This window comes from Sphingomonas panacis (genome assembly GCF_001717955.1).
GTDB lineage: Bacteria > Pseudomonadota > Alphaproteobacteria > Sphingomonadales > Sphingomonadaceae > Sphingomonas > Sphingomonas panacis.
Genome location: NZ_CP014168.1, coordinates 1,475,294 through 1,496,658 on the forward strand (window position 1 = coordinate 1,475,294; position 21,365 = coordinate 1,496,658).

A 21,365-nucleotide genomic window follows, 5' to 3' on the forward strand; every position below is an offset into this window, starting at 1 on the left:
GGCGGTCGTGATAGCGAAGACCCACCATGACCGAGCATCAATCGATTCCGAAGGGGCTGGTCGCCGATCTCGGCGCCCGTGCCCGTGCCGCCGCCGTCACGTTGGCCGCGACGCCCACGCCGGCGAAACAGGGCGCCTTGCGCCACATCGCCGATCTGCTGCGCGCCGCCACCCCGGAGATCGAAGCCGCCAACGCCGCCGACATGGCGCGCGCGACCGAGGCTGGGCTGTCCAACGCGATGCTCGACCGGCTTCGGCTCGACGCCGGGCGGATCGCCGGCATGGCCGACGGCGTCGCCGCCGTCGCAGCACTCGCCGATCCGGTCGGCGGCGTGATCGACACGGCCGGGCGGCCCAACGGCCTCGTGCTGTCGCGGGTGCGCGTGCCGATCGGCGTGATCGGCATCATCTACGAAAGCCGCCCCAACGTCACCGCCGATGCGGCCGCGCTTTGCATCGCCTCGGGCAATGCCGTCATCCTGCGCGGCGGATCGGAAGCGATCGAGAGCAACCGCGCGATCCACGCGATCTTCGCGCAAGGGCTCGCCGAAAGCGGCTTGCCCGCCGACGCCGCACAGTTCGTCCCCGTCACCGACCGCGCCGTGGTCGGCGCGATGCTGACGGCGGAGGGGCTGATCGACATGATCGTCCCCCGCGGTGGCAAGAGCCTCGTCGCGCGCGTCCAGGCCGAGGCGCGCGTGCCGGTGCTCGCGCATCTCGACGGCATCAACCACATCTTCGTCCACGCCTCGGCCGATCAGGCGATGGCGGAAAGCATCGTCGTCAACGCCAAGATGCGCCGCACCGGCGTCTGCGGCGCGATGGAGACGTTGCTGATCGACCGCGCCTATCCCCACGCCGAGACGCTGGTCGCGGCGCTCGCGGCGACCGGTTGCGAAGTCCGCGCCGATGCCGCACTGCATGAGCTCATCCCCGGCCTCGTGCCGGCGAGCGACGCCGATTGGGACACCGAATATCTCGAAGCGATCGCCTCGGTGGCGTTCGTCGACGGGCTGGACGGCGCGCTCGCGCACATCGCCCGGCACAGCTCGCGCCACACCGACGCGATCGTCGCCGAGGATGTGGACGTGGCGGAGCGCTTCCTCGCCGGCGTCGACAGCGCGATCGTGCTGTGGAACGCCTCGACCCAGTTCGCCGACGGTGGCGAGTTCGGCCTCGGCGCCGAAATCGGCATCGCCACCGGCCGCCTCCACGCACGCGGCCCGGTCGCGCTGGAAGGGCTGACGACGTACAAATGGATCGGACGCGGGACGGGGCAGGTGCGGCCGTAAGGGGGCGACTTGATCGATCCGGCAGGCCTGCCTAGGTTCGGACGATGAACGCGCCCTCCAGACTCACCGCGCCACTCGATGCGGACACGCGCGCGATGGTGGACCGCATCGCCGCGCAAAAAGGCATGAGTTCCGCCGACTATGCCGCGGAGGCGATTCGCCGGGTGGCCGAAAGCGACTCCGATTTCGATGCGTTTATCCAGACCGGGATCGACGCCGCCGATCGCGGCGATCTGGTTCCGCACGCGCAGGTGATGGCCGAACTCGATGCGATGATCGAAAAGCATCGGGCGCGATGTCCCGAATAGACTGGACGGTACCCGCGCTTGAAGATCTCCGTGCGATCGACCGCTGGCTACACAAGAACGCGACGCCCGACGTCGCCGTATCGATCATCACGCGAATCCGCGCCCGGGCGCGCTTTCTCGAAGATTTCCCGCACGGCGGGCGACCCCATAGAGACGGCCTGCGCATCCTGCGCGTGATCGGCACGTCGTACCTGATCCGCTACCGGATTGTGGCGGATGCGGTTCAGGTGTTGCGCGTGCATCATGAGCGCGAAGATTGGTTCGTCGAGCCGTGACTCGTATCGGCATCCTCGGCGGCTCGTTCAATCCGGCGCACCAGGGGCACCGCGCGATCAGCCTCGCCGCGCTCGATGCGCTCGGTCTCGATGAAGTGTGGTGGCTGGTGTCGCCGGGCAACCCGCTCAAGGAAGCCAGCGGCGACATGGCGCCGCTCGCGGTGCGGCTCGCCTCGGCGCGGGTGGTGGCGCGGCACGCGCCGATCCGGGTCAGCGCGCTCGAGGTTCGGCTCGGCACGCGCTACACGGTCGATACCATCGTCAAGCTCGTCCGGCTGTACCCCAAGAAGCGCTTCATCTGGCTGATGGGATCGGACAATCTCGCGCAGTTCGACCAGTGGCGCGGCTGGCGGCGGATCGCGCGCGAGGTTCCGATTGCAGTTATCGCCAGACCGGGTTATGACAGGCATGCTCACGCGGCCCCCGCGATGGGTTGGCTGCGGCGCTCCATCCGGCCCGCACGTCAGGCAAAACGCTGGACGAAGTGGAGATTGCCGGCACTCGTGCTGTTGCGCTTCCGTCTCGACCCGACCTCGGCGACCCGGCTGCGTGCAGCCGATCCCGCCTGGCAGCTTCGTTTTGCCGAATCATCCGGGCCTGACCCGACCTCCCACACTTCTTAGGAACCATCTTGGCTTCAGCTTCCCCATCCTATCGCGCGTCCGAACCCGATGAGGTCGAGGCGCTGCACAAGCTCGTCCTCGCCTCGCTCGATGACGATCAGGCGGTCGACACCATCTCGATCCCGCTCGCCGGCAAGTCGACCATCGCCGATCACATGGTGATCGCGAGTGGCCGCTCGACCCGGCAGGTCGCGTCGATGGCGCAGAAGCTGGTCGAGAAGATCAAGGGCGAACTCGGCCGCATCGCGCGGATCGAGGGACTGCCCACCGCCGATTGGGTGCTGATCGACGCCGGCGACGTGATCGTCCACCTGTTCCGCCCCGAAGTCCGCAGCTTCTACAACCTCGAACGCATGTGGGCGTTCGGCGACGCGCCGACTCCGCCGCCACTGCCGGGCGAGGCTGCCGCCGAAGCCTGAAATCTCACCTGTTCCCCCGCGAAAGCGGGGGGCCAGAGCCACACGCGCCCCGCCCGCGACTCTGGACTCCCGCGTTCGCGGGAGAACGAGTCAGACATGAGGCCCTGAAATGCTCCTCCACATCGTCGCGCGCGGGCGGATCGGGCGCGGGCCTGAGAGCGAGCTGGTCGATCGCTACCTGAAGCGGATCGGCTGGCCGACGCGGATCACCGAACTGCCCGATACCGGCGGCAAGATGCCCGCGCTCGATCCGGCCACGCGCATCGTCATGCTCGATGAAACCGGCGACATGCTTGGCTCGCGCGACTTTGCCGCGCGGCTCGAGACGTGGCGCGACGGCGGCGTGCGCGAGACTCGCTTCCTGATCGGCGCCGCCGACGGTTTCGACGATGCGCAGCGCACGCAGGCCGATCTGCTGCTCTCGTTCGGCCGTGCGACCTGGCCGCACCTGCTCGCCCGCGCGATGCTCGCCGAGCAATTGTGGCGCGCGACCAGCATCCTCGCCAACCACCCGTACCACCGCGAGGGATGATGCGGGCGCGCTGGATTCTGGCGAGCGGCGGCGCGGCGACGCTGATCGCGGCGGTCGCCGTCGCGCAGGTGGCGCCGGACGGCGCCGTCCCCGCCGATCAGATCCGCCGGCTCGAAGCCGCCAAGGCGCAGTCCGCCGCCGCCGCCGCGCGCTCGGCGGCGCTGGAGGCAGCGGCCGCGCGCGAGCAGGATCAGGCCGCGCAGGCGCGCGCGCAGGAGGCGGCGGTGGCGGCGCGCGTCCAGCAGGCCGAGGCGGATATCGCGGCGGGGCAGGCGCGGGGCGCGATCACCGCGCGGCTGCTCGCCGAGCAGCGCGAGCGGCTCGCCGGCCAGCAGGGGCCGATCGCGCGGCTGATCGCGGCGCTCCAGTCGCTCGCCAGGCGGCCGGCGATGATCAGCCTCGTCCAGCCCGGCTCGGTCGACGATCTCGTCCATGTCCGTGCGGTGCTGGCGAGCGCGATGCCGGTCGTCCGTGCGCGCACCGCCGCGCTGCGCACCGATCTCGACCGCACCCGCGCGCTGCAGGCGAACGCCACGCTCGCCGCCGCCGCGCTCGCCGAAAGCCGCACCCGGCTCGAAACCCAGCGGCTCGCGCTCGCCCGGCTGGAGGCCGATCACCGCCTCAGATCGCAGGCGCTCGGCCGCGACGCTTTGTTCGAATCGGACCGTGCGATCGCGCTCGGCGAGCGTGCGCGCGACATCGTCGATCTGATGAGCAGACAAGGCGACGAGACCGCGACCCGCACCAGCCTCGCCGCGCTGCCCGGCCCGCTGCCGCGCCCGCCGCGCCCCGGCGAGGTCGCGTCCGCGCTCGGCCCGCCGGTCTGGCCCGCCGCGTCGCCGCCGTATACGGTGCCGGTCGCGGGCAGGGTGGTGACGGGCCTCGGCGAACTCTCCGACGCGGGCGTGCGCTCGCGCGGGCTCACCTTCGCCACCGCGCCCGATGCGCCGGTGGTCGCGCCGGCCGCCGGCAAGGTCGCTTTTGCCGGCCCCTTCCGCAGCTACGGCACGATCGTCATTCTCGATCACGGCGGCGGCTGGACGACTCTCGTCTCGGGCCTCGGCGCCGCCTCGGTCGCGGTCGGCGCGCAGGTCGCGCAGGGCGCCACGCTCGGCACCGCCGCCAAGGGGGACGACCCCCAAGTCACCATCGAGCTGCGCCGCCGCGACCGCGCGGTCGATATGGTCCCGCTGATCGGGTAGCCGGCCCGGCATGACGCGCTTTTCATCAAACTGTCGTTGATCGCCACGCCGCCCCGGCCCATGTCTCGCCGCATGGCCGACAGCGAACCCCACAAGCGCCCCAAACGCCATGCCAAGGCGCTCCCTCTGCCCGATACCGTCGCGCTGGTGCTCCAGGGCGGCGGCGCGCTCGGCAGCTATCAGGCCGGCGTGATCGAGGGGCTGGCCGCGAGCGGAATCGAGATCGACTGGGTGGCGGGCATCTCGATCGGCGCGGTCAACGCAGCCCTCGTCGCGGGCAATCCGCCGGGCAAGCGGGTGGAGGCGCTGCACGCCTTCTGGAATTTGCTGACCAGCGCGCTGCCGAGCTTTCCGATTTTCCCCAACGATCACATCCGCGAAGCGCTGCACGAATGGTCGGCCAATTTCGTGCTGGCGATGGGGGTGCCCGGCTTCTTCGCGCCGCGCGCGGTCTCGCCGATGTTCGCGGTCCCCGGCACGCCCGAGGCGCTCAGCTTCTACGACAGCCGCCAGCTCGCCGAAACGCTCGATTCGCTGGTCGACTGGGATCTGCTCAACACCGGGCCGATGCGGCTGTCGGTCGGCGCGGTCGATCTCGAAAGCGGCAACTTCCGCTATTTCGACACGACGACCGACCGGATCGACGCGCGTCATATCATGGCCTCGGGCGCGCTGCCGCCGGGGCTGCCCCCGGTCGAGATCGACGGGCGGTTGTGGTGGGACGGCGGGCTCGTCTCCAACACCCCGCTCAGCCATGTGCTCGACAACCAGAGTTCCGACCTGCTCGTCTTCCAGCTCGATCTGTTCGCCGCCGCTGCCGAGCGCCCGCGCACGATCATGGACGTGATGGCGCGCGAGAAGGAGATCCGCTTCTCCAGCCGCACGCGTCAGGTGTCCGACGTGCTGCTGCGGATCCGCAAGGACCGCGAACTCGCGCGCAAGGTGCTCGCCAAGCTGCCCGCGAGCCTCGCCGACGATCCCGATGTGGCCGCGCTGGCGGCGCGCTCGCGCGAGGATGCGGTCAACCTCGTCCAGCTCATCTACCGCGCCAATGCGTGGGAGGGCGGTTCGCGCGACTATGAATTCTCGGCGCGCACGATGGAGGAACATTGGCGCGCCGGGCTGGAGGCCGTCCACGAGACGATGGCCAACGCGCAGCTCGTCGCCGAGAATATCGAGACCGGCAAGAGCGCGGCGTTCGACCTGACGGTCGATCCGGCAAACCCCTGACCCCCACCCAAACGGAGAAAACCGCATGTTCCTCAAGGGCAGATCCGCGATCGTCACCGGTTCCACCTCGGGCATCGGCCTCGCTTATGCGAAGGCGTTCGCGAGCGAGGGCGCCAGCGTCGTCATCAACGGCTTCGGCGACGCCGCCGACATCGAGAAGGAACGCGCCGCACTGGCGGCGACCAGCGGCGCCAAGGCGCTCTACGACGCCGCCGACATGACCAAGCCCGATGAGATCGCCGCGATGGTCCAGCGCTGCCACGCCGAACTCGGCGGGCCGGACATCATCGTCAACAACGCCGGTATCCAGTTCGTCGCCCCGATCGAGGATTTTCCGGTCGAGAAATGGGACGCGATCATCGCGATCAACCTGTCCTCCGCCTTCCACATGATGCGCGCCGCGGTGCCGCTGATGAAGGCCGCGAAATGGGGCCGGATCATCTCGACCGCGTCGGCGCACTCGCTCGTCGCCAGCCCCGCCAAATCGGCCTATGTCACCGCCAAGCACGGCCTCGCCGGCCTCACCAAGACGATCGCCCTGGAAACCGCGACCTTCGGCATCACCGTCAACGCCATCTCGCCGGGCTATGTCTGGACGCCGCTCGTCGAAAAGCAGATCCCCGACACGATGACGGCGCGCAACATGACGCGCGAGCAGGTGATGAACGACGTCCTGCTCGACGCGCAGCCAACCAAGGAATTCGTCACCGTCGACCAGGTCGCCGCGCTCGCGCTGTACCTGTGCCGCGACGAGGCGAAGTCGATCACCGGCGCGAACCTGTCAGTCGATGGCGGCTGGACGGCGGCCTGAGGCTTCGGGCGAACACATACTCAACCCCGTTCGTCTAAAACCCCGTTCGTCCCGAGCGCAGTCGAGGGACATGCCCGGAGCGCTACGCTCCGGGCATGTCCGGGGCGCAGGTGCCTCGACTGCGCTCGGCACGAACGGACGGGCTGGAATAAGACCCGCTCGTGCTGAGCCTGTCGAAGCACGCGCCCCAACCGCCGCGCCCACATCACCGCACCAGCACCACCTCGAAACACGCGCCTCGCTCCATCGACGCCACCGCGATCGTCCCCCCGCTCGCCGCCAGCAGCGATCGCGCGATGGCGAGCCCCAGCCCGGTGCCGCCCGCCTCGCGCCGGCCGGTGAAGAACGGCGCGAAAATCCGTTCGCGATCCGCGGGCGCGATGCCGGGGCCGTCGTCCGCAACCGCGATCCGCACCACGTCACCCGCCACGATGCCGATCGTCACCGCAGCCGCCCCGGCCTGGCGGCTGTTCTCCAGCATCGTCTCCAGCACCGTCTCGATCACCTCGGGCGTGATTCGCGCCACCGCGCGGTCCGCGCCTTCGATCGTCACCGCGAACCCGTCCGAGCGGAACGAATCGGCCACCCGCCGCGCCGCCGCGACGATATCGGCGCTCGCCCCGGCATCGATCGTCACCATGTCGGCGCGGGCGAGGTCGAGCAGCCGTTGGACCAGCCGCTGCAACCGCTCGGCATCGGCGGCGGCGTTGGCGAGGAAGCGCGCGCGGTCTTCCGGCGTCATCGTGCCGCCATGCTCGTCGAGCAGTTCGAGCGCACCGCGAATCCCCGCGATCGGCGTCTTGAACTCATGGCTCACGGCGGCGGCGAAATCGCGCAGGTAGCGCGAGCGCCGCTCGATCCGCGCCGCCATGCTGCGGAACGTGTCGTAAAGCTGCGCGATCTCGATCGCGGCGGTGACCGGCGTCTCGGGCATCTCGACATGCCCGAGCGCAACCCCCTCGCTGGCGCGCGCGAGCTGGTCGATCGGCCGCGCGATGCCGCGCGACAGCAGCCCGGCCAGCACCAGCAGCGTCGCGAGGATCAGCCCGATGCCGATCAGGATCGCCGCCGCATCCTGATACAGCCCGACGAACAGCCCGCGCGGGGTGCGCGACAGCAGCACCACGCCGATCACGCGCCCGCCGAACAGCACCGGCCGGGCATGATGCACGCGGATCGCATAGGCGCGGCTCAGCACCGCCAGCCAGCGCGCTTGCCCGCGCGCGCGCAGCACCGTGACCGCGCGGCCGGCGAGCGCCGCGCGCACCTCGCTCAGCGCGGCATAGCGCCGCCCCACGTCGCTTCGCCCCAGCACGACCACGCCGCGCGCGTCGAGCAGGCGGGTCGCGGTCAGCGTCACCGCCGCCGCGTCGCTCGCGATCGGCAGGATCGCGCGCGCCGCCCGCGCCGCGCGGGAATCGGGCGCGAACCGCCCACTGGGCGCCCGCTGCTCCGGCAGGATCGGCATCGTCCGCAAGTCGATTCGCGGCGGCTCGGGCGCGAGCCGGCGCGGGGCGGGGTCGGGGGCGCCCGCGCCCCACGCCGCCTTGTACGCCGCGCCGAGCACCGCGCCCTGCGCGATCAGCTCCGCCTCGGTCTGCTGGACGATGGTGTTCTCGTACACGCGCAGGAACAGCGCGGCGACGCCGGGCAGCGCCGCCACGAACAGCAACGTGCCGAACAGGATCGTGCGGATTCGCAGTGCCGGCCAGTGGCGCTTGGCGACGCGCTTGATCGCTGCGATCAACAGCCGCCGATCCGGTAGCCGATCCCAGCGCGAGTCTCGATCAGGTCCGCGCCCGGCGGAAATTTGGCGCGCACGTTGCGGACGTGGCTGTCGATCGTTCGGTCGGTGATCGCGAAGCCGGGGCCGTGCAGCCGGTCGATGATTCGGTCGCGGCTGAACACCCGCCCCGGCATCGCCGCGAGCAGCGCGAGCAGCTCGAACTCGGTCGCGGTCAGCCCGACCGGCGCACCGTCCCAGCGCGCCTCCCACCCTTCGGGGTCGAGCGACAGCCGCCCGTGCGCGATCCGCGCCGGAGTCGGCACCGGCAACGCGCCACGCTTGAGGATCGCGCCGACCCGCGCCACGACTTCGCGCGGGGAGAACGGCTTGACGACATAATCGTCGCCGCCGATCTCGATGCCGACGATCCGGTCGATCTCGTCGTCGCGCGAGGACAGGAACAGGATCGGCAGCGCGGCCTGCTCGGGCGGCCCGGCGCGCAGCCGGCGGCACAGCTCAAGCCCGTCGAGCCGCGGCATGGTGATGTCGAGCACGACGAGATCGGGCAGCCGCCGCGCGATCGCCACCAGCGCCGCTTCGCCATCGGCGGCTTCCTCGGCGGTCATCCCCGCCTTGCCGAGCGCGAAGCTCAGCAGGTCGCGGATATGTGGATCATCGTCGACGATGAGGATGTGGCGGGTCATGTGCGGCATGATCGGGGTCCGGGTGGTGGCGGTCAACCACGCTGATGCCGCGCCCGCGTCAAGCGATGGTCCGCCGCGCGTGGAGAAACCGTGCAGGCCCACATCATCGCCCGGGCCTAGGCCGGGACGCCGACCGGGTCCGCCCCCACCGCGCGCTCGGTACGGTTCCGCCCCAGCGCCTTCGCGCGGTACAGCGCATCGTCGGCGCGGCTGAACAGCGCATCCACCGAAAGGTCGCGGCGCAGCGGCATCACCCCAGCGCTCATCGTGATCGAGAAGCTGTCGTGCGGCGCCGGGATCATCGTCTGGGCAAGCGAGACGCGCAGCCGGTCGCAGATCGCCACCGCCGCCGCCGTGCCGCGCCCGGCGAACAGGATCGCGAACTCCTCGCCGCCGATCCGCCCGACCGCATCGTCAGCGCGCAGATTGGCGCGCAGCAGGTCGGCGAGCACGAGCAAAGCGGTATCGCCGGTGGCGTGGCCATGCACGTCGTTGACCATCTTGAAATAATCGAGATCGATCAGCGCCAGCGTACCGGGCTGGTCCTCGCCCCGCAGCCGCTCCTCGACCCGGCGGCGGAAGGCGGTGCGGTTGAGCAGCCCGGTCAGCGGATCGGTCGCGGCGGCGTGTTCCAGCTCGGCTTCGCGCTGCTTGCGGCCCTCGAGATCGCGCAGGATGCACACGATCGCGCTGGGCCGGCCGTCCGCGTCGGTCACGACGCGGCTGTTGCCTTCGAACCAGCTCACCGTCCCGTCCGCCTTGACCGCGCGGAACTCGAAGGCATGGCTGCGCTCGGGCGTGGCGAGCCCGGCCTGGTAGACCGCGCGCACGCGTGCGCGGTCCTCCGGGTAGATCAGCTCGGCTATGCTGGTGCCGATCAGCGCCTCGGGTTCGTACAAGGCGATCTCGCGCGCTGCGGGCGAGACGAAGCGCACGATGCCGTTGGGGTCGAAGGTCAGGATGATGTCGGTCGCATTGTCGGCGAGCAGACGGTAGCGCGCCTCGTTCTCGGCGAGCGCCCGCACCAGCGCCTCGCGCTGCACCAGTGCCGCGGCGATCGGCAGCGCGGTGATGAACAAGGTGGCCAGATAGAAATGGAAGAACTGCAGATGCAGCGCGGCGTCGCCGTGTACCAGCATCACCGGCCCATGCCCGAAACGCGTCAGCACCCCGCCGATCACCGCGACGATCACCACGCTGACGGCGGCGCCGACTCGCTGGAATGCGAAGCTGGCGATCACGACGGGAAGGAAGGGCAGGAACAGCAGCGGCAGCGAACTCTGCCAGAACGCGCCGAACGTTACGGCGGCGACCAGCAGCGCGACCCCCGCCGCCGCCCAGGCGCGGCCCGGGCGGGCAAGCTCGGTCCAGCCGCCCTCGTCGCGCCGCACCACCAGCGCAAGCGGGGTGCCGAGCAGCAGCCCGAGCCCGTGCCCGATGATCCAGTCGGACCACATCGGCAGGAACGCGAGATGCCGCACCCCCGCCAGCAGCGCGACGCCGGCGAGGCCGCTCAGCACGGCGGCGGTGGCGCAGGCGGCGACGAACACCGGCACCGTCCCGACCGAGCGGAACAGCGAGTCGCACACCCCCCGGCGCCGCAGCAGCGCCGCGGCGACCAAGGCTTCGCCGACATCGATCAGCGCGACCGGTATCGCGACGAGAAGGAAGCCGAACAGCGCGAACACCATGCACACCATGCCGAGCCACGCCGCGGCCGCGATCGGCAGCCAGCGGTGCGGCGGGGTGCGGCACAGCACGGCGAGCAGCGGCCCGTTCGCGAGCCAGATCAGCGAAATGCCGTGGTTGAACCGCGTCAGCAGCGCCGCCGCCGCAGTCAGCGCCGCATAGAGGACGAACGTCCAGAAGACGGTCGTCCGCTCCGCGCGCAATCGATCGCGAAAGCCCATAAGTGCTTTATAACACAGGCGCCTTGAGACGCGATCGTGAATCGCGAGCGCCCGGAGTGTGCGCGATTCAGCCGGTGCGGGCCGGCGTGTTGACGCCCATGCTTTGCAGGTAGCGCTTCACGTTGCGCGCGGCCTGGCGCAGCCGTTGCTCGTTCTCGACCATCGCGATCCGCACGAACCCCTCGCCATTCTCGCCGTAGCCGACGCCGGGCGCGACCGCGACCTTGGCGTGGGTCAGCAATTGCTTGGAGAATTCGAGGCTGCCGAGATGCTTGAGCGCGGGCGGCAGCGGCGCCCACGCGAACATGCTCGCGGGCGGGGCGGGGATGTCCCAGCCGGCGCGCCCGAAGCTCTCGACCAGCACGTCGCGGCGCTTGTGGTACAGCGCGCGATTGGCCGCGACGATATCCTGCGGGCCGTTGAGCGCCGCGCATGCCGCCGCCTGGATCGGCGTGAACGCGCCGTAATCGAGGTACGATTTCACCCGAGTCATCGCCGCGATCAGCTTGGCATTGCCCACCGCGAAGCCGATCCGCCAGCCCGCCATCGAATAGGTCTTGCTGAGCGAGGTGAACTCGATCGCGACGTCCTTCGCGCCCTTGACCTGGAGGATCGAGACGGTCGGCTTGCCGTCGTAATACAGCTCCGAATAGGCGAGGTCGGAGATGATCCAGACGCTGTTCTCCTTCGCCCACGCCACCAGCCGCTCGTAGAAGGCGAGATCGACCGTCTCGGCGGTCGGGTTCGACGGATAGTTGACGACGAGGATCGACGGGCGCGGCACCGTGAAGGCGATCGCGCGCTCCAGGCTTTCGAAATAGTGTTCGTCGGGCGTGGTCGGCACCGCGCGGATCGTCGCGCCGGCGATGATGAAGCCGAATGTGTGGATCGGGTAGGACGGGTTGGGGGCGAGCACGACATCGCCCGGCGCGGTGATCGCGGTGGCGAGGCTGGCGAGCCCCTCCTTCGATCCCATCGTCACGACCACCTCGGTCTCGGGATCGACCTCGACGCCGAAGCGGCGACCGTAATAATTCGCCTGCGCGCGGCGCAGGCCCGGAATGCCCTTCGACTGCGAATAGCCATGCGCGCCCGGCTTGCTCGCCACTTCGCAGAGCTTCTCGATGACGTGCGGCGGCGGCGGCAGATCGGGATTGCCCATGCCGAGATCGATGATGTCCTCGCCGCCGGCGCGCGCTTCGGCCCGCATCGCGTTCACTTCGGCGATGATGTAGGGCGGCAGGCGCTTCATGCGGTAGAATTCGTCGGACACAGGATTTCCCAAGGTCGCAAAGGCGCGACGGCACGCTTATAGAACCCGAACAGCCGCCGGCGAAAGCAAAACCCGCCAACGGCGAAGGAGAACGCGCGTGAGCGAGACCGACACCCAGCCAAAGTCCGACGCTGCTCCGATGGGCGCTGGCTTCGGCATGCCCAGTCTCGAGGACATGCAGCACTGGACTCTGATCCTCGGCCGCTTGCAGCAGATCGCGCTCGAACACGGCCTCGCCGCGATGAAGCCTGTGGAGAGCAACGCGATGCCGGCGATTCCCGGCGTCACCGATGCCGCGACGGTGGCGCGCGCGCAGGATTTCTGGCGCGACAGCATCGCTCTGTGGCAGCATCTGCTCGATCCCGCCGCGCAAGGCCCGGCGCAAAGCCCCGAACGGACCGCCGACCGCCGCTTCCGCGATTCGCGCTGGCACGAGAACCCTGTGTTCGACTGGATTCGGCAGAGCTATTTCCTGCTCTCCGATCATCTGCTGCGCGCGGTCGAGTCGATCGAGGGGGTCGAGGGCAAGCAGAAGGACCAGCTTCGCTTCGCCACGCGCGCCTTCATCGACGCGATGAGCCCGAGCAACTTCCCCACCACCAACCCGCAGGTGCTGGAGAAGACGATCGAGACGCGCGGCGAGAATCTCGTCAAGGGCTTGCAGAACATGCTCGCCGACATCGCGAAGGGGCAGATGACCCAGGTCGCGCCGGGCGCGTTCGAGCTTGGCCGCAACCTCGCCGTCACCCCCGGCAAGGTGATCCACCGCACGCCACTCTACGAGCTGATCCAGTACGCGCCGACCACGCCCAATGTGCTCAAGACGCCGATCGTGATCTTCCCGCCGTGGATCAACCGCTTCTACATCCTCGATCTCACGCCCGAGAAGAGCTTCGTGCGCTGGGCGGTCGATCAGGGCATCACCGTGTTCATGGTGTCGTGGAAATCGGCCGACGCCAGCATGAAGGACGTGGTGTGGGACGATTATGTCGCCGCGCAGATCGATGCGGTCGAGGCGATTCGCGCCGCGCTCAAGGTCGAACGGGTCCATGCGATCGGCTATTGCGTGGCGGGCACCACGCTCGCCGCCACGCTCGCGGTGCTGGCGGCGCGGGGCCAGGCCGATATCGTCGCGAGCGCGACCTTCTTCACGGCCCAGGTCGATTTCGCCGATGCGGGCGAATTGCTCCACTTCGTCGACGATACCCAGCTCGCGATGTTCAAGGACCTGACGCCGGACGGCTATCTCGACGGGCGCTACATGGCGGCGACCTTCAACCTGCTGCGCGGGCGCGACCTGATCTGGAACTATGTCACCAACAATTATCTGCTCGGCAATGATTACGCGCCGTTCGACCTGCTCCACTGGAACAGCGACACCACCAACCTGCCGGCGAAATGGCATCTGAGCTACCTGACCGATCTGTACCGCGACAATCGGCTCGCCACCCCCGGCGCGCTGAGCGTGGGCGGCACGCCGATCGATCTCGGTCTGATCGAGACGCCCGCCTACGTACAGGCAGGCCGCGAGGACCATATCGCGCCCGCGGAAAGCGTGTGGAAGATGACCGGGCATCTCAACGGGCCGATTCGCTTCGTGCTGGCCGGATCGGGGCATATCGCCGGCGTGGTCAACCACCCCGATGCGAACAAATACCAATATTGGAGCGGCGCGGAACCAAAGGGCACGCTGGAGGATTTCCTCGCCGCGGCGCACGAAACCAAGGGTAGCTGGTGGCCCGACTGGGCCGCGTGGCTTCGCGCGATAGATCCCGCGACGGTACGCGCGACCGGGCCACGCAAACCGGGTGCGGGAAGCGCGAAGGCGCTCGAAGACGCGCCGGGTCGTTACGTGCGCGAAAGGTAAAGCGCCTCCGATTTGTCTGTGTTATCGTAATGAACATTGCAGCATGACAGTCATGTTGCACTGCAACAAACTTCTTGCGATCTTCGGCCAACTTGTCTATATTGCATGGCAGCAAAACGGCAGGAGACGTTGATATGGCCGGTGATATTCCCAAGCCCGCCGCGCGCGGCAAGGGGCCGAACAAGCCGGCCGTGCCGACGCCCCCGATCGCAGCCACCGCGCCGGCGCCGCTCAAGCCGGTCGTCTCGGCAAAGCCGCTCAAGCCAGGAGCGTCGAAACCCGCGCCCAAGGCCAAGCTGCCCGCGCCGATGCTGCCCCAACCGGTCGCCGCCAAGGCCGCCGAACCGGCACCGACCCTAGCCGTACCAATGGTCCCGGCCGCGGTCGTGCCGGAGATCACGCCGGCGCCCAAACCGGCCGCCGCCGCACCCGAACCCGTCGCTGCGCCGGAGCCTTTCGTTTCTACCCAGCAGCCCCCAGCCCCGGAACTGTCTTCCGCGGCGATCTCGCACAAGGAAAACACCATGGAAGCCACGATCCAGGACGCCACCACCAAGACCCAGGCTCTGTTCGGCGATGCCAATGAGCGCGCCAAGGCCGCTTTCGAGAAGAGCACCAAGATGTTCGAAGAGATCAACGCGTTCGGCAAGGGCAACATCGAAGCCGTCGTCGAATCGAGCAAGATCGCGGCCAAGGGCCTCGAATCGTTCGGTCAGGAAGCTGCCGATTACACGCGCAAGCAGTTCGAAGGCGCGACCGCGATGATGAAGAGCTTCGCATCGGTGAAGTCGCCGACCGAGCTGTTCAAGCTCCAGAGCGACTATTTCCGCCAGTCGTTCGACTCGCTCGTCGCCGAATCGTCGAAGCACACCGAAGCGATGCTCAAGCTGGCCGGCGAAGTCGCCCAGCCGCTGTCGAACCGCGTCGCGCTCGCCGCCGAAAAGGCCAAGATCGCAGCGTAACCGCTGACGTTCGGGTTACGAAAGGGGCCGCCCGCGAGGGCGGCCCCTTTTTCGTGCGTGGCGTGAAGGAGATCGTGCGCGCCACACCTCTTCGTCCCGAGCGAAACCGAGGGACAGATCACAGCGCCAGCGTGCGATTGGCACCCTCAACCCCGTTCGTGCTGAGCGCAGTCGAAGCACGTGCCTCAAGCGCGGCGCCCGTGACACGCACTTCGACTAGGCTCAGTGCGACCGGGTTGAAGGTGCATGACGCCAAGCCATCCGTTCTCCCGCGAAAGCGGGAGTCCAGAGCGGCAAACGTAACGCGTGTGGCCCTGGACTCCCGCTTTCGCGGGAGACCGGGTCAGGGACGGTCGTTCCTGGCTATTCGTATAGGCCGCGTGAGACCGCGAACCGATCAACCGTCGCCGGCGCGCTCGATATCCGCGCCGACCGCGCTCAGTTTCTCTTCGAGGCGCTCATAGCCGCGATCGAGGTGATACACGCGCGCCACCTGAGTCTCGCCCTCCGCAGCCAGGCCGGCGAGGATCAGGCTCATCGACGCGCGCAGGTCGGTCGCCATCACCGGCGCGCCGACCAGCTTGGTCACGCCGCGCACGACGGCGGTCCGGCCCGAGACGTGGATGTCCGCGCCCATCCGCGCCAGCTCGGGCACGTGCATGTAGCGATTCTCGAAGATCGTCTCGGTCAGCACGCTCGCGCCGTTGGCGAGCGTCAGCATCGCCATGAACTGCGCCTGCATGTCGGTGGCGAAGCCGGGGAAGGGCGCGGTGGAGAGCGTCAGCGGCTGGAGCCGCTCCGGCGCGGCGACGTGCAGGATGTTGCCGCGCTCCTCCACCGTCACGCCAGCGGCGACCAGCGCCGCGATCGTCGCGCGCATGTCCTCGGGCACGACGCCGACCAGATCGAGCGTGCCGCCGGTGATCGCCGCCGCGCAGGCATAGCTGCCTGCTTCGATCCGGTCGGGCATCACCGCATAGGTCGCGCCGTGCAGCCGGTCGACTCCGGTGATCTCGAGCGTCTCGGTGCCGATCCCGCTGATCTTCGCGCCCATCGCCACCAGGCAGTTGCACAGATCGACGATCTCGGGCTCACGCGCGGCATTGCCGATCCGCGACACGCCGCGCGCGGTCGTCGCCGCCATCACCGCATTCTCGGTCGCGCCGACCGACACGATCGGGAACACGTAATCGCCGCCCGCCAGCCGCCCGCCCGGCGCGGTCGCCTTCACATAGCCCGCCGCCAGCTCGATCTCGGCGCCGAGCGCTTCGAGCGCCTTGAGGTGGAGGTCGATCGGCCGGTTGCCGATCGCGCAGCCGCCCGGCAGCGACACCGTCGCCTCGCCCGCGCGGCCGACCAGCGGCCCCAGCACGAGGATCGACGCGCGCATCTTGCGCACGATGTCATAGGGCGCCTCGGTAGAGGTCAGCTTGCCCGCCCGGATCGTCATGACCCGGCCGAAATCCTCGGGGCGCGCGCCCTCGATCTGGGTCGAGGCGCCGAGCTGGTTGAGCAGATGCCCGAAGCTGTCGACGTCGGCGAGCCGCGGCAGGTTGCGCAGCGTCAGCGGTTCCTCGGTCAGCAGCGCACACGGCATCAGCGTCAGGGCGGCGTTCTTGGCACCGGAGATGGGGAGGCGGCCTGACAGGCGCTTGCCGCCGCGAATGATGATGCGATCCATCCGCCGCTCATATCGCCTCGCCTCGCGCGCGCAAGCCGGGCCGGTGCTTAGATCCGGAATGGGTCGGCTTTGAGACACGCTTGATCGACTTTAATGCACTGAATTTACGGCAATGCTTTGAACGGTGGACCAGTGGGGGAATGTTACGCGTGCCTGGCAGTCGTTTCGCCGACCGTCTCAACGACATGGTCGTGCTGACGGACATTGAATATCAAGCCCTTGAGCGTCTGGAGCAACGGGAACGGCATCTGCGCCGCGGCGTCACGCTGCAGCGCGAGAACGACCGCGTCGGCGAAGTGTACGTGCTGCGCAGCGGGCAGATGATGAGTTCGGTGCTGCTCGACGATGGCAGCCGGCAGATCCTGCGGATCCATTCCGCGGGCGATCTGCTCGCCGTCTCGAACCTGGTCTACGATGTCGCGCCGGAGACGATCACCGCTTTGTCCGACTGCACCGTCGCGCCGTTCGAACGCGCCGCGCTCAGCGCGTTGCTGGTCGCGCATCCGCGCCTCGCCGCGCTGATCCTCGTCTACAGCCAGATCGAGCGCGCCGCGCTGACCGACCGGCTGGCGGCGCTCGGCCGCACCTCCGCCAAGGCGCGCGTCGCGGCGGTCCTTATCGAGATGCGCAGCCGCGCGGGCAGGCTCGACAACAGCGTCGGTGACAGCTTCGCGCTCGGGCTGACTCAGGAGGAGATCGGCGACGCCACCGGCCTCACCGCCGTCCACGTCAACCGCATGTTGCGCCAGTTGGAGGAGGAAGGATTGATCGCACGCGAAGCCGGCCGGGTCCGTTTCCTCGACGAGCGCGCGCTGGCCCGCGCGTCGAACTTCGTCGATCGCTATGAAAGGCTCGATCTCGGCTGGCTGCCCGAGTCGCGGGGGTAGCGGCGCGGTCGGACCCTAATCCAGCCCCCTAAACCCGTCATCCCAGCGCAAGCTGGGATCTTTGTGGGGCGGGCCGAGCGTTTCAACGAAACAGACCCCAGCGTGCGCTGGGGTGACGTCGGGGAAAGTTACGCCTTCTCCAGCATGCATTGCAGCGGATGCTGGTTCTGCCGTGCGAACTCGGTCACCTGCGCGACCTTGGTCTCGGCGACCTCGTAGCTGAAGATTCCGCACACCCCGACCCCCTTCTGGTGGACATGGAGCATCACCCGAGTCGCCGCCTCCATGTCCATGCGGAAGAAGCGCTGGAGCACGAGAACGACGAACTCCATCGGCGTGTAATCGTCGTTGAGCAGCAGGACGCGGTAGGGCGTCGGCTGCTTGGTGCGGGCACGCGTGCGAGTCGCGACACCGAGCCCGGTGCCGTCGTCATCGCCGTCCGTATGCTCGGCCATCGTCGTGGGGTGTGGTGTGTCGATCATGGCGAAGCGAAAATATGGCATCGCACGGGCCAAGGGCAAGGGGGTCTTGAGCGCCAGCCCTGTTTTTACCAACCGTTCGGGCTGAGCTTGTCGAAGCCCGTGCCCGGGGCGGTGTGCTTGGGGCACGTGCTTCGACAGGCTCAGCACGAACGCAGGAGGCTTAACGCAATGCCGCGCACGCCTCCTGAATCCGCGTGCAGGCCTTGGTCAGCAGCTCGTCGCTGGTCGCATAGCTGATCCGCATCGCCGGCGAGAGGCCGAACGCCGCGCCCTGCACCGCCGCGACCTTGGCGTCGTCGAGCAGATAGCCGACGAAATCCTCGTCGGTCTCGATCCGCTTGCCGCCCGGCGTGCTCTTGCCGATCAGCGCCGAGAATTCGGGATACACGTAGAACGCGCCCTCGGGCAGCGGGCAGGTGATACCCTCGGCCTGGTTGAGCATCCCCACGACGAGATCGCGCCGGCGCTGGAACAGCGCGGCATTGTCCTTGAGGAAGCCCTGGTCGCCGGTCAGCGCCGCGACCGATGCCGCCTGCGCGATCGAGCACGGGTTGCTGGTCGATTGCGATTGCAGCTTGGAGATTGCCTTGATCAGCCACGGCGCGCCGCCGGCGAAGCCGATCCGCCAGCCGGTCATCGCATAGGCCTTCGAACAGCCGTTGGCGGTCAGCGTGCGCTCGTACAGCGACGGGCAGACCTGCGCGATCGTGGTGAACTTGAAATCGTCGAACAGGATATGTTCGTACATGTCGTCGGCGAAGATCCACACGTGCGGATGCGCCTCCAGCACCGCGCCCAGCGCCTTCAGTTCGGCCTCGCTATAGGCGGCGCCGGTCGGGTTCGACGGCGAGTTGAGGATCACCCACTTGGTCTTCGGCGTGATCGCCGCGTCGAGCTGCGCAGGGGTGATCTTGTAATTCTGGTCGGCGCCCGCCGCCACGAACACCGGCGTGCCGCCCGCGAACAGCACGACATCGGGGTAGCTCACCCAATACGGCGCGGGGATCACCACCTCGTCGCCCGCGTCGATTGTCGCGACCATCGCGTTGAACAGCGTGTGCTTGCCGCCCGAATTCACGCTGATCTGGTCGCGCGTATAGGTCAGGCCGTTGTCGCGTAGGAATTTCCGCGCGATCGCATCCTTCAGCTCGGGCGTGCCGTCGACATTGGTATATTTGGTCTGCCCGTCGCGGATCGCCTTGATGCCGGCTTCCTTGATGAAATCGGGCGTGTCGAAATCGGGTTCACCGGCGCCCAGACCGATCACATCGACGCCGGCGCGCTTCAGTTCCTGCACGCGCGTGGTGATCGCGAGCGTGGGCGAGGGCTTGATGCGCGCGAGCGCGGCGGATGGGTGCATGAGAAAGACGCCTCTATAGGGAAAGCGGCGCGGCTATAGACTGGCCTTCGCACGCTTCGCAACCGTTACGACCGCCGGAATCAGCCCACGCAGCGCGTTGCCGATGAAGAAGCCATCCGTAAGGTCGGCGGCGGTCAACTCGCCCTCGATCGCCTTGCCCTCGGCGATCAGCGTCTCGCGCAGCACGCCCGGCAGCAGCCCGCGCGCCAGCGGCGGCGTCACCAGCACGCCGCCGCGCGCCACGAACAGCGAGGTGAAACTCCCCTCGGTCAGCGCGCCCGAAGGATCGGCGAACACCACCTCGAACGCGCCCGACTCGGCGCGCGCCCGGTCGTAAAAGCCGCGGTCGGTGGTCTTGTGGCGCAGGCGAAAGTCGTGGCGGTCGACCGGCAGCGGCACGACAGCGACCGCCACCGGGCCGGCCGACGCGGGCGGCAGCGGCGTTACCTCGATCGCGATCGCGCCGCTCTTCGCGAGCAGCAGGCGCAGCCGGCGCGGTTCGCGCAACCGGAAGGTCGCCGCCTGAAGCTCGTTGCGCACGCTATGCCGGTCGAACCCGAAGGCGAACGCGGCGGCGCTCGCCTGCAACCGCGCGAGATGGCGTTCGAGCTGCGCCACCCCCGTCAGCGGATCGAAGGTCATCGTCTCGATCAAATCGAAACCGGGGCCGGGCGTGGCGAGAAAGGCGCTCTTGGTGTGAGTCTCGGCCCATTCGTCGGCCACGCGCGAATCGGCGACGATGCCGCCGCCCACCCCGAACGTCGCCGTTTCCGCGCCGTCCATCAGCGTCAACGTGCGGATCGCGACGTTGAACGCGGCGTCGCCGTCCGCGTCGATCCGCCCGATCGCGCCGGTGTACACGTCGCGCGGGGCCTGCTCGATCGCGTCGATCACCTGCATCGCGCGCAGCTTGGGCGCGCCCGTGATCGATCCGCACGGGAACAGCGCCGCCAGCACGTCGATCGCGTCGCGCCCGTCGGCAAGCTCGGCGGTGACGGTCGAGACGAGCTGGTGGAGCGTCGGATAGCGCTCGACCGCGAACAGATCGGGCACCGCGACGCTGCCCGGCGTGGCGACGCGGGCGAGGTCGTTGCGCATCAGGTCGACGATCATCAGATTCTCGGCGCGCTGCTTGGGATCGGCGGCGAGGCCGGCGGCGAGGCGCTCGTCCTCCGCCGGCGTCGCGCCCCGCCGCGCGGTGCCCTTCATCGGCCGGCAGCGCAGATCGCGCCCCGACAGCGCGAAGAACGATTCGGGCGACAGCGACAGCAGCCAGCGCGCGCCGTCGTTCACCAGCGCGCCGAACCCGCCCTTCGCGCGCCCGCGCAGTTGCGCATACACCGCGCGGCGGTCGCCCCGCACCGGCACGGTCGCCGGGTAGGTGAGGTTGGCCTGATAGATATCGCCCGCGACGATCCACTCGCGCACCCGGTCGAACCGCGCGGCATAGTCGGCGAACCCGATCGCCGGCACCGGCGCGCCGATCCACGCCCCCGCCGGATCGGGCAGCAGCGCGGCCACGTCGGCGATATCGTCCCAGCGTTCGAACAGCCCGAACCACAACAGCGGGGCGTCCGTCTCGGGCGGATCGCCCAACACCGGCTCGAACGCCGCCGCCGCCTCATAAGCGAGATACCCCGCGGCATGCAGCCCGGCGCGCTGGCCCGCCCGTACTGCCGCCAGCGCCGGCGAGACCTCGGCGATGCGGTGCGCCACCACGATCCGCACCGGGTCGCGATACAGCCGCGCGCCCTCGCCAATATCACTGGCGTCGTCGAGCAGGACGAAAGGGGCGTCAAGCGGCAGCATGTCCCGCCGACA

Annotated in this window: 20 protein-coding genes; 12 read left to right on the forward strand and 8 right to left on the reverse strand. The window is 68.9% G+C overall.

The features are described from left to right. Nucleotides 1-26: 26 nt before the first annotated feature. From J0A91_RS06700 to J0A91_RS06740, 9 genes are all read left to right on the forward strand, one after another. Complete coding sequence (locus J0A91_RS06700) at nt 27-1,292, forward strand: glutamate-5-semialdehyde dehydrogenase (protein ID WP_069204257.1); 1,266 nt, start codon at nt 27-29, stop codon at nt 1,290-1,292. Between the two features lie 98 nt (nt 1,293-1,390). Then, nucleotides 1,391-1,600, forward strand: coding sequence for a hypothetical protein (locus J0A91_RS06705; RefSeq protein WP_420852818.1), 210 nt, complete (start codon nt 1,391-1,393; stop codon nt 1,598-1,600). After that, nucleotides 1,588-1,875 carry a type II toxin-antitoxin system RelE/ParE family toxin gene (locus tag J0A91_RS06710; RefSeq protein ID WP_069204259.1) on the forward strand — a complete coding sequence of 96 codons (288 nt, stop codon included), beginning with the start codon at nt 1,588-1,590 and terminating at the stop codon, nt 1,873-1,875. The genes J0A91_RS06705 and J0A91_RS06710 overlap by 13 nt, the downstream gene beginning before the upstream one ends. Beyond that, nucleotides 1,872-2,498 carry a nicotinate-nucleotide adenylyltransferase gene (locus tag J0A91_RS06715; RefSeq protein WP_069204260.1) on the forward strand — a complete coding sequence of 209 codons (627 nt, stop codon included), beginning with the start codon at nt 1,872-1,874 and terminating at the stop codon, nt 2,496-2,498. The genes J0A91_RS06710 and J0A91_RS06715 overlap by 4 nt, the downstream gene beginning before the upstream one ends. A gap of 8 nt (nt 2,499-2,506) precedes the next feature. Then, nucleotides 2,507-2,917, forward strand: coding sequence for a ribosome silencing factor (gene rsfS, locus J0A91_RS06720; RefSeq protein ID WP_069204261.1), 411 nt, complete (start codon nt 2,507-2,509; stop codon nt 2,915-2,917). Between the two features lie 109 nt (nt 2,918-3,026). Continuing rightward, nucleotides 3,027-3,449: a 23S rRNA (pseudouridine(1915)-N(3))-methyltransferase RlmH gene (locus J0A91_RS06725; protein WP_069204262.1), complete on the forward strand. Its 423-nt coding sequence runs from the start codon at nt 3,027-3,029 to the stop codon at nt 3,447-3,449. After that, complete coding sequence (locus J0A91_RS06730) at nt 3,449-4,651, forward strand: murein hydrolase activator EnvC family protein (RefSeq protein ID WP_069207111.1); 1,203 nt, start codon at nt 3,449-3,451, stop codon at nt 4,649-4,651. Before J0A91_RS06725 ends, J0A91_RS06730 begins: the two co-directional genes overlap by 1 nt. Nucleotides 4,652-4,723: 72 nt before the next feature. After that, a complete protein-coding gene (locus J0A91_RS06735) occupies nt 4,724-5,881 on the forward strand; it encodes a patatin-like phospholipase family protein (RefSeq protein WP_069204263.1) in 1,158 nt (385 codons plus the stop codon). Between the two features lie 25 nt (nt 5,882-5,906). Beyond that, nucleotides 5,907-6,692, forward strand: a complete 786-nt coding sequence (locus tag J0A91_RS06740) for a 3-hydroxybutyrate dehydrogenase (RefSeq protein WP_069204264.1) — start codon at nt 5,907-5,909, stop codon at nt 6,690-6,692. 205 nt (nt 6,693-6,897) lie between these two features. Here the strand turns inward: J0A91_RS06740 and J0A91_RS06745 are convergent, their stop codons facing one another. From J0A91_RS06745 to J0A91_RS06760, 4 genes are all read right to left on the reverse strand, one after another. Continuing rightward, a complete protein-coding gene (locus J0A91_RS06745) occupies nt 6,898-8,439 on the reverse strand; it encodes a sensor histidine kinase (protein ID WP_069204265.1) in 1,542 nt (513 codons plus the stop codon). Continuing rightward, the gene (locus J0A91_RS06750) at nt 8,436-9,131 is read right to left on the reverse strand and encodes a response regulator (RefSeq protein ID WP_083224917.1); all 696 of its coding nucleotides are present in this window, start codon (nt 9,129-9,131) and stop codon (nt 8,436-8,438) included. The genes J0A91_RS06745 and J0A91_RS06750 overlap by 4 nt, the downstream gene beginning before the upstream one ends. 107 nt (nt 9,132-9,238) lie before the next feature. Beyond that, a complete protein-coding gene (locus J0A91_RS06755) occupies nt 9,239-11,032 on the reverse strand; it encodes a sensor domain-containing diguanylate cyclase (RefSeq protein ID WP_069204266.1) in 1,794 nt (597 codons plus the stop codon). 67 nt (nt 11,033-11,099) lie between these two features. Further along, the gene (locus J0A91_RS06760) at nt 11,100-12,305 is read right to left on the reverse strand and encodes an LL-diaminopimelate aminotransferase (RefSeq protein WP_069204267.1); all 1,206 of its coding nucleotides are present in this window, start codon (nt 12,303-12,305) and stop codon (nt 11,100-11,102) included. Nucleotides 12,306-12,444: 139 nt separating this feature from the next. Between J0A91_RS06760 and J0A91_RS06765 the strand changes: the two genes are divergently transcribed. Both J0A91_RS06765 and J0A91_RS06770 read left to right on the forward strand, forming a co-directional pair. Then, a complete protein-coding gene (locus J0A91_RS06765; RefSeq protein WP_069204268.1) occupies nt 12,445-14,172 on the forward strand; it encodes a PHA/PHB synthase family protein in 1,728 nt (575 codons plus the stop codon). A 134-nt stretch (nt 14,173-14,306) separates the two neighbouring features. After that, a complete protein-coding gene (locus J0A91_RS06770; protein WP_069204269.1) occupies nt 14,307-15,134 on the forward strand; it encodes a phasin family protein in 828 nt (275 codons plus the stop codon). Nucleotides 15,135-15,531: 397 nt separating this feature from the next. Here the strand turns inward: J0A91_RS06770 and murA are convergent, their stop codons facing one another. Further along, nucleotides 15,532-16,815, reverse strand: coding sequence for a UDP-N-acetylglucosamine 1-carboxyvinyltransferase (gene murA / locus J0A91_RS06775; protein ID WP_069204270.1), 1,284 nt, complete (start codon nt 16,813-16,815; stop codon nt 15,532-15,534). Nucleotides 16,816-17,000: 185 nt separating this feature from the next. On the opposite strand from murA, the gene J0A91_RS06780 reads away from it, so the two are divergent. Beyond that, nucleotides 17,001-17,702: a Crp/Fnr family transcriptional regulator gene (locus tag J0A91_RS06780; protein ID WP_083224542.1), complete on the forward strand. Its 702-nt coding sequence runs from the start codon at nt 17,001-17,003 to the stop codon at nt 17,700-17,702. 128 nt (nt 17,703-17,830) lie between these two features. Here the strand turns inward: J0A91_RS06780 and clpS are convergent, their stop codons facing one another. The 3 genes from clpS to pabB form a co-directional block, all read right to left on the reverse strand. Next, complete coding sequence (gene clpS / locus J0A91_RS06785) at nt 17,831-18,157, reverse strand: ATP-dependent Clp protease adapter ClpS (RefSeq protein WP_069207113.1); 327 nt, start codon at nt 18,155-18,157, stop codon at nt 17,831-17,833. Nucleotides 18,158-18,344: 187 nt separating this feature from the next. Then, nucleotides 18,345-19,544: a pyridoxal phosphate-dependent aminotransferase gene (locus tag J0A91_RS06790; RefSeq protein ID WP_069204272.1), complete on the reverse strand. Its 1,200-nt coding sequence runs from the start codon at nt 19,542-19,544 to the stop codon at nt 18,345-18,347. Nucleotides 19,545-19,577: 33 nt separating this feature from the next. After that, nucleotides 19,578-21,353, reverse strand: a complete 1,776-nt coding sequence (pabB, locus tag J0A91_RS06795; protein ID WP_069204273.1) for an aminodeoxychorismate synthase component I — start codon at nt 21,351-21,353, stop codon at nt 19,578-19,580. Nucleotides 21,354-21,365: the final 12 nt, after the last annotated feature.

What these genes read in the sequence shown, in the direction of transcription:
- J0A91_RS06700 (WP_069204257.1), top strand. Translation starts at nt 27, where the DNA reads ATGACCGAGCATCAATCGATTCCGAAGGGGCTGGTCGCCGATCTCGGC.
- J0A91_RS06710 (WP_069204259.1), top strand. Translation starts at nt 1,588, where the DNA reads ATGTCCCGAATAGACTGGACGGTACCCGCGCTTGAAGATCTCCGTGCG.
- J0A91_RS06725 (WP_069204262.1), top strand. Translation starts at nt 3,027, where the DNA reads ATGCTCCTCCACATCGTCGCGCGCGGGCGGATCGGGCGCGGGCCTGAG.
- J0A91_RS06730 (WP_069207111.1), top strand. Translation starts at nt 3,449, where the DNA reads ATGCGGGCGCGCTGGATTCTGGCGAGCGGCGGCGCGGCGACGCTGATC.
- J0A91_RS06735 (WP_069204263.1), top strand. Translation starts at nt 4,724, where the DNA reads ATGGCCGACAGCGAACCCCACAAGCGCCCCAAACGCCATGCCAAGGCG.
- J0A91_RS06740 (WP_069204264.1), top strand. Translation starts at nt 5,907, where the DNA reads ATGTTCCTCAAGGGCAGATCCGCGATCGTCACCGGTTCCACCTCGGGC.
- J0A91_RS06750 (WP_083224917.1), bottom strand. Translation starts at nt 9,131, where the DNA reads ATGCCGCACATGACCCGCCACATCCTCATCGTCGACGATGATCCACAT.
- J0A91_RS06755 (WP_069204266.1), bottom strand. Translation starts at nt 11,032, where the DNA reads ATGGGCTTTCGCGATCGATTGCGCGCGGAGCGGACGACCGTCTTCTGG.
- J0A91_RS06765 (WP_069204268.1), top strand. Translation starts at nt 12,445, where the DNA reads ATGGGCGCTGGCTTCGGCATGCCCAGTCTCGAGGACATGCAGCACTGG.
- J0A91_RS06770 (WP_069204269.1), top strand. Translation starts at nt 14,307, where the DNA reads ATGGCCGGTGATATTCCCAAGCCCGCCGCGCGCGGCAAGGGGCCGAAC.
- murA (WP_069204270.1), bottom strand. Translation starts at nt 16,815, where the DNA reads ATGGATCGCATCATCATTCGCGGCGGCAAGCGCCTGTCAGGCCGCCTC.
- J0A91_RS06780 (WP_083224542.1), top strand. Translation starts at nt 17,001, where the DNA reads ATGGTCGTGCTGACGGACATTGAATATCAAGCCCTTGAGCGTCTGGAG.
- clpS (WP_069207113.1), bottom strand. Translation starts at nt 18,157, where the DNA reads ATGGCCGAGCATACGGACGGCGATGACGACGGCACCGGGCTCGGTGTC.
- J0A91_RS06790 (WP_069204272.1), bottom strand. Translation starts at nt 19,544, where the DNA reads ATGCACCCATCCGCCGCGCTCGCGCGCATCAAGCCCTCGCCCACGCTC.
- pabB (WP_069204273.1), bottom strand. Translation starts at nt 21,353, where the DNA reads ATGCTGCCGCTTGACGCCCCTTTCGTCCTGCTCGACGACGCCAGTGAT.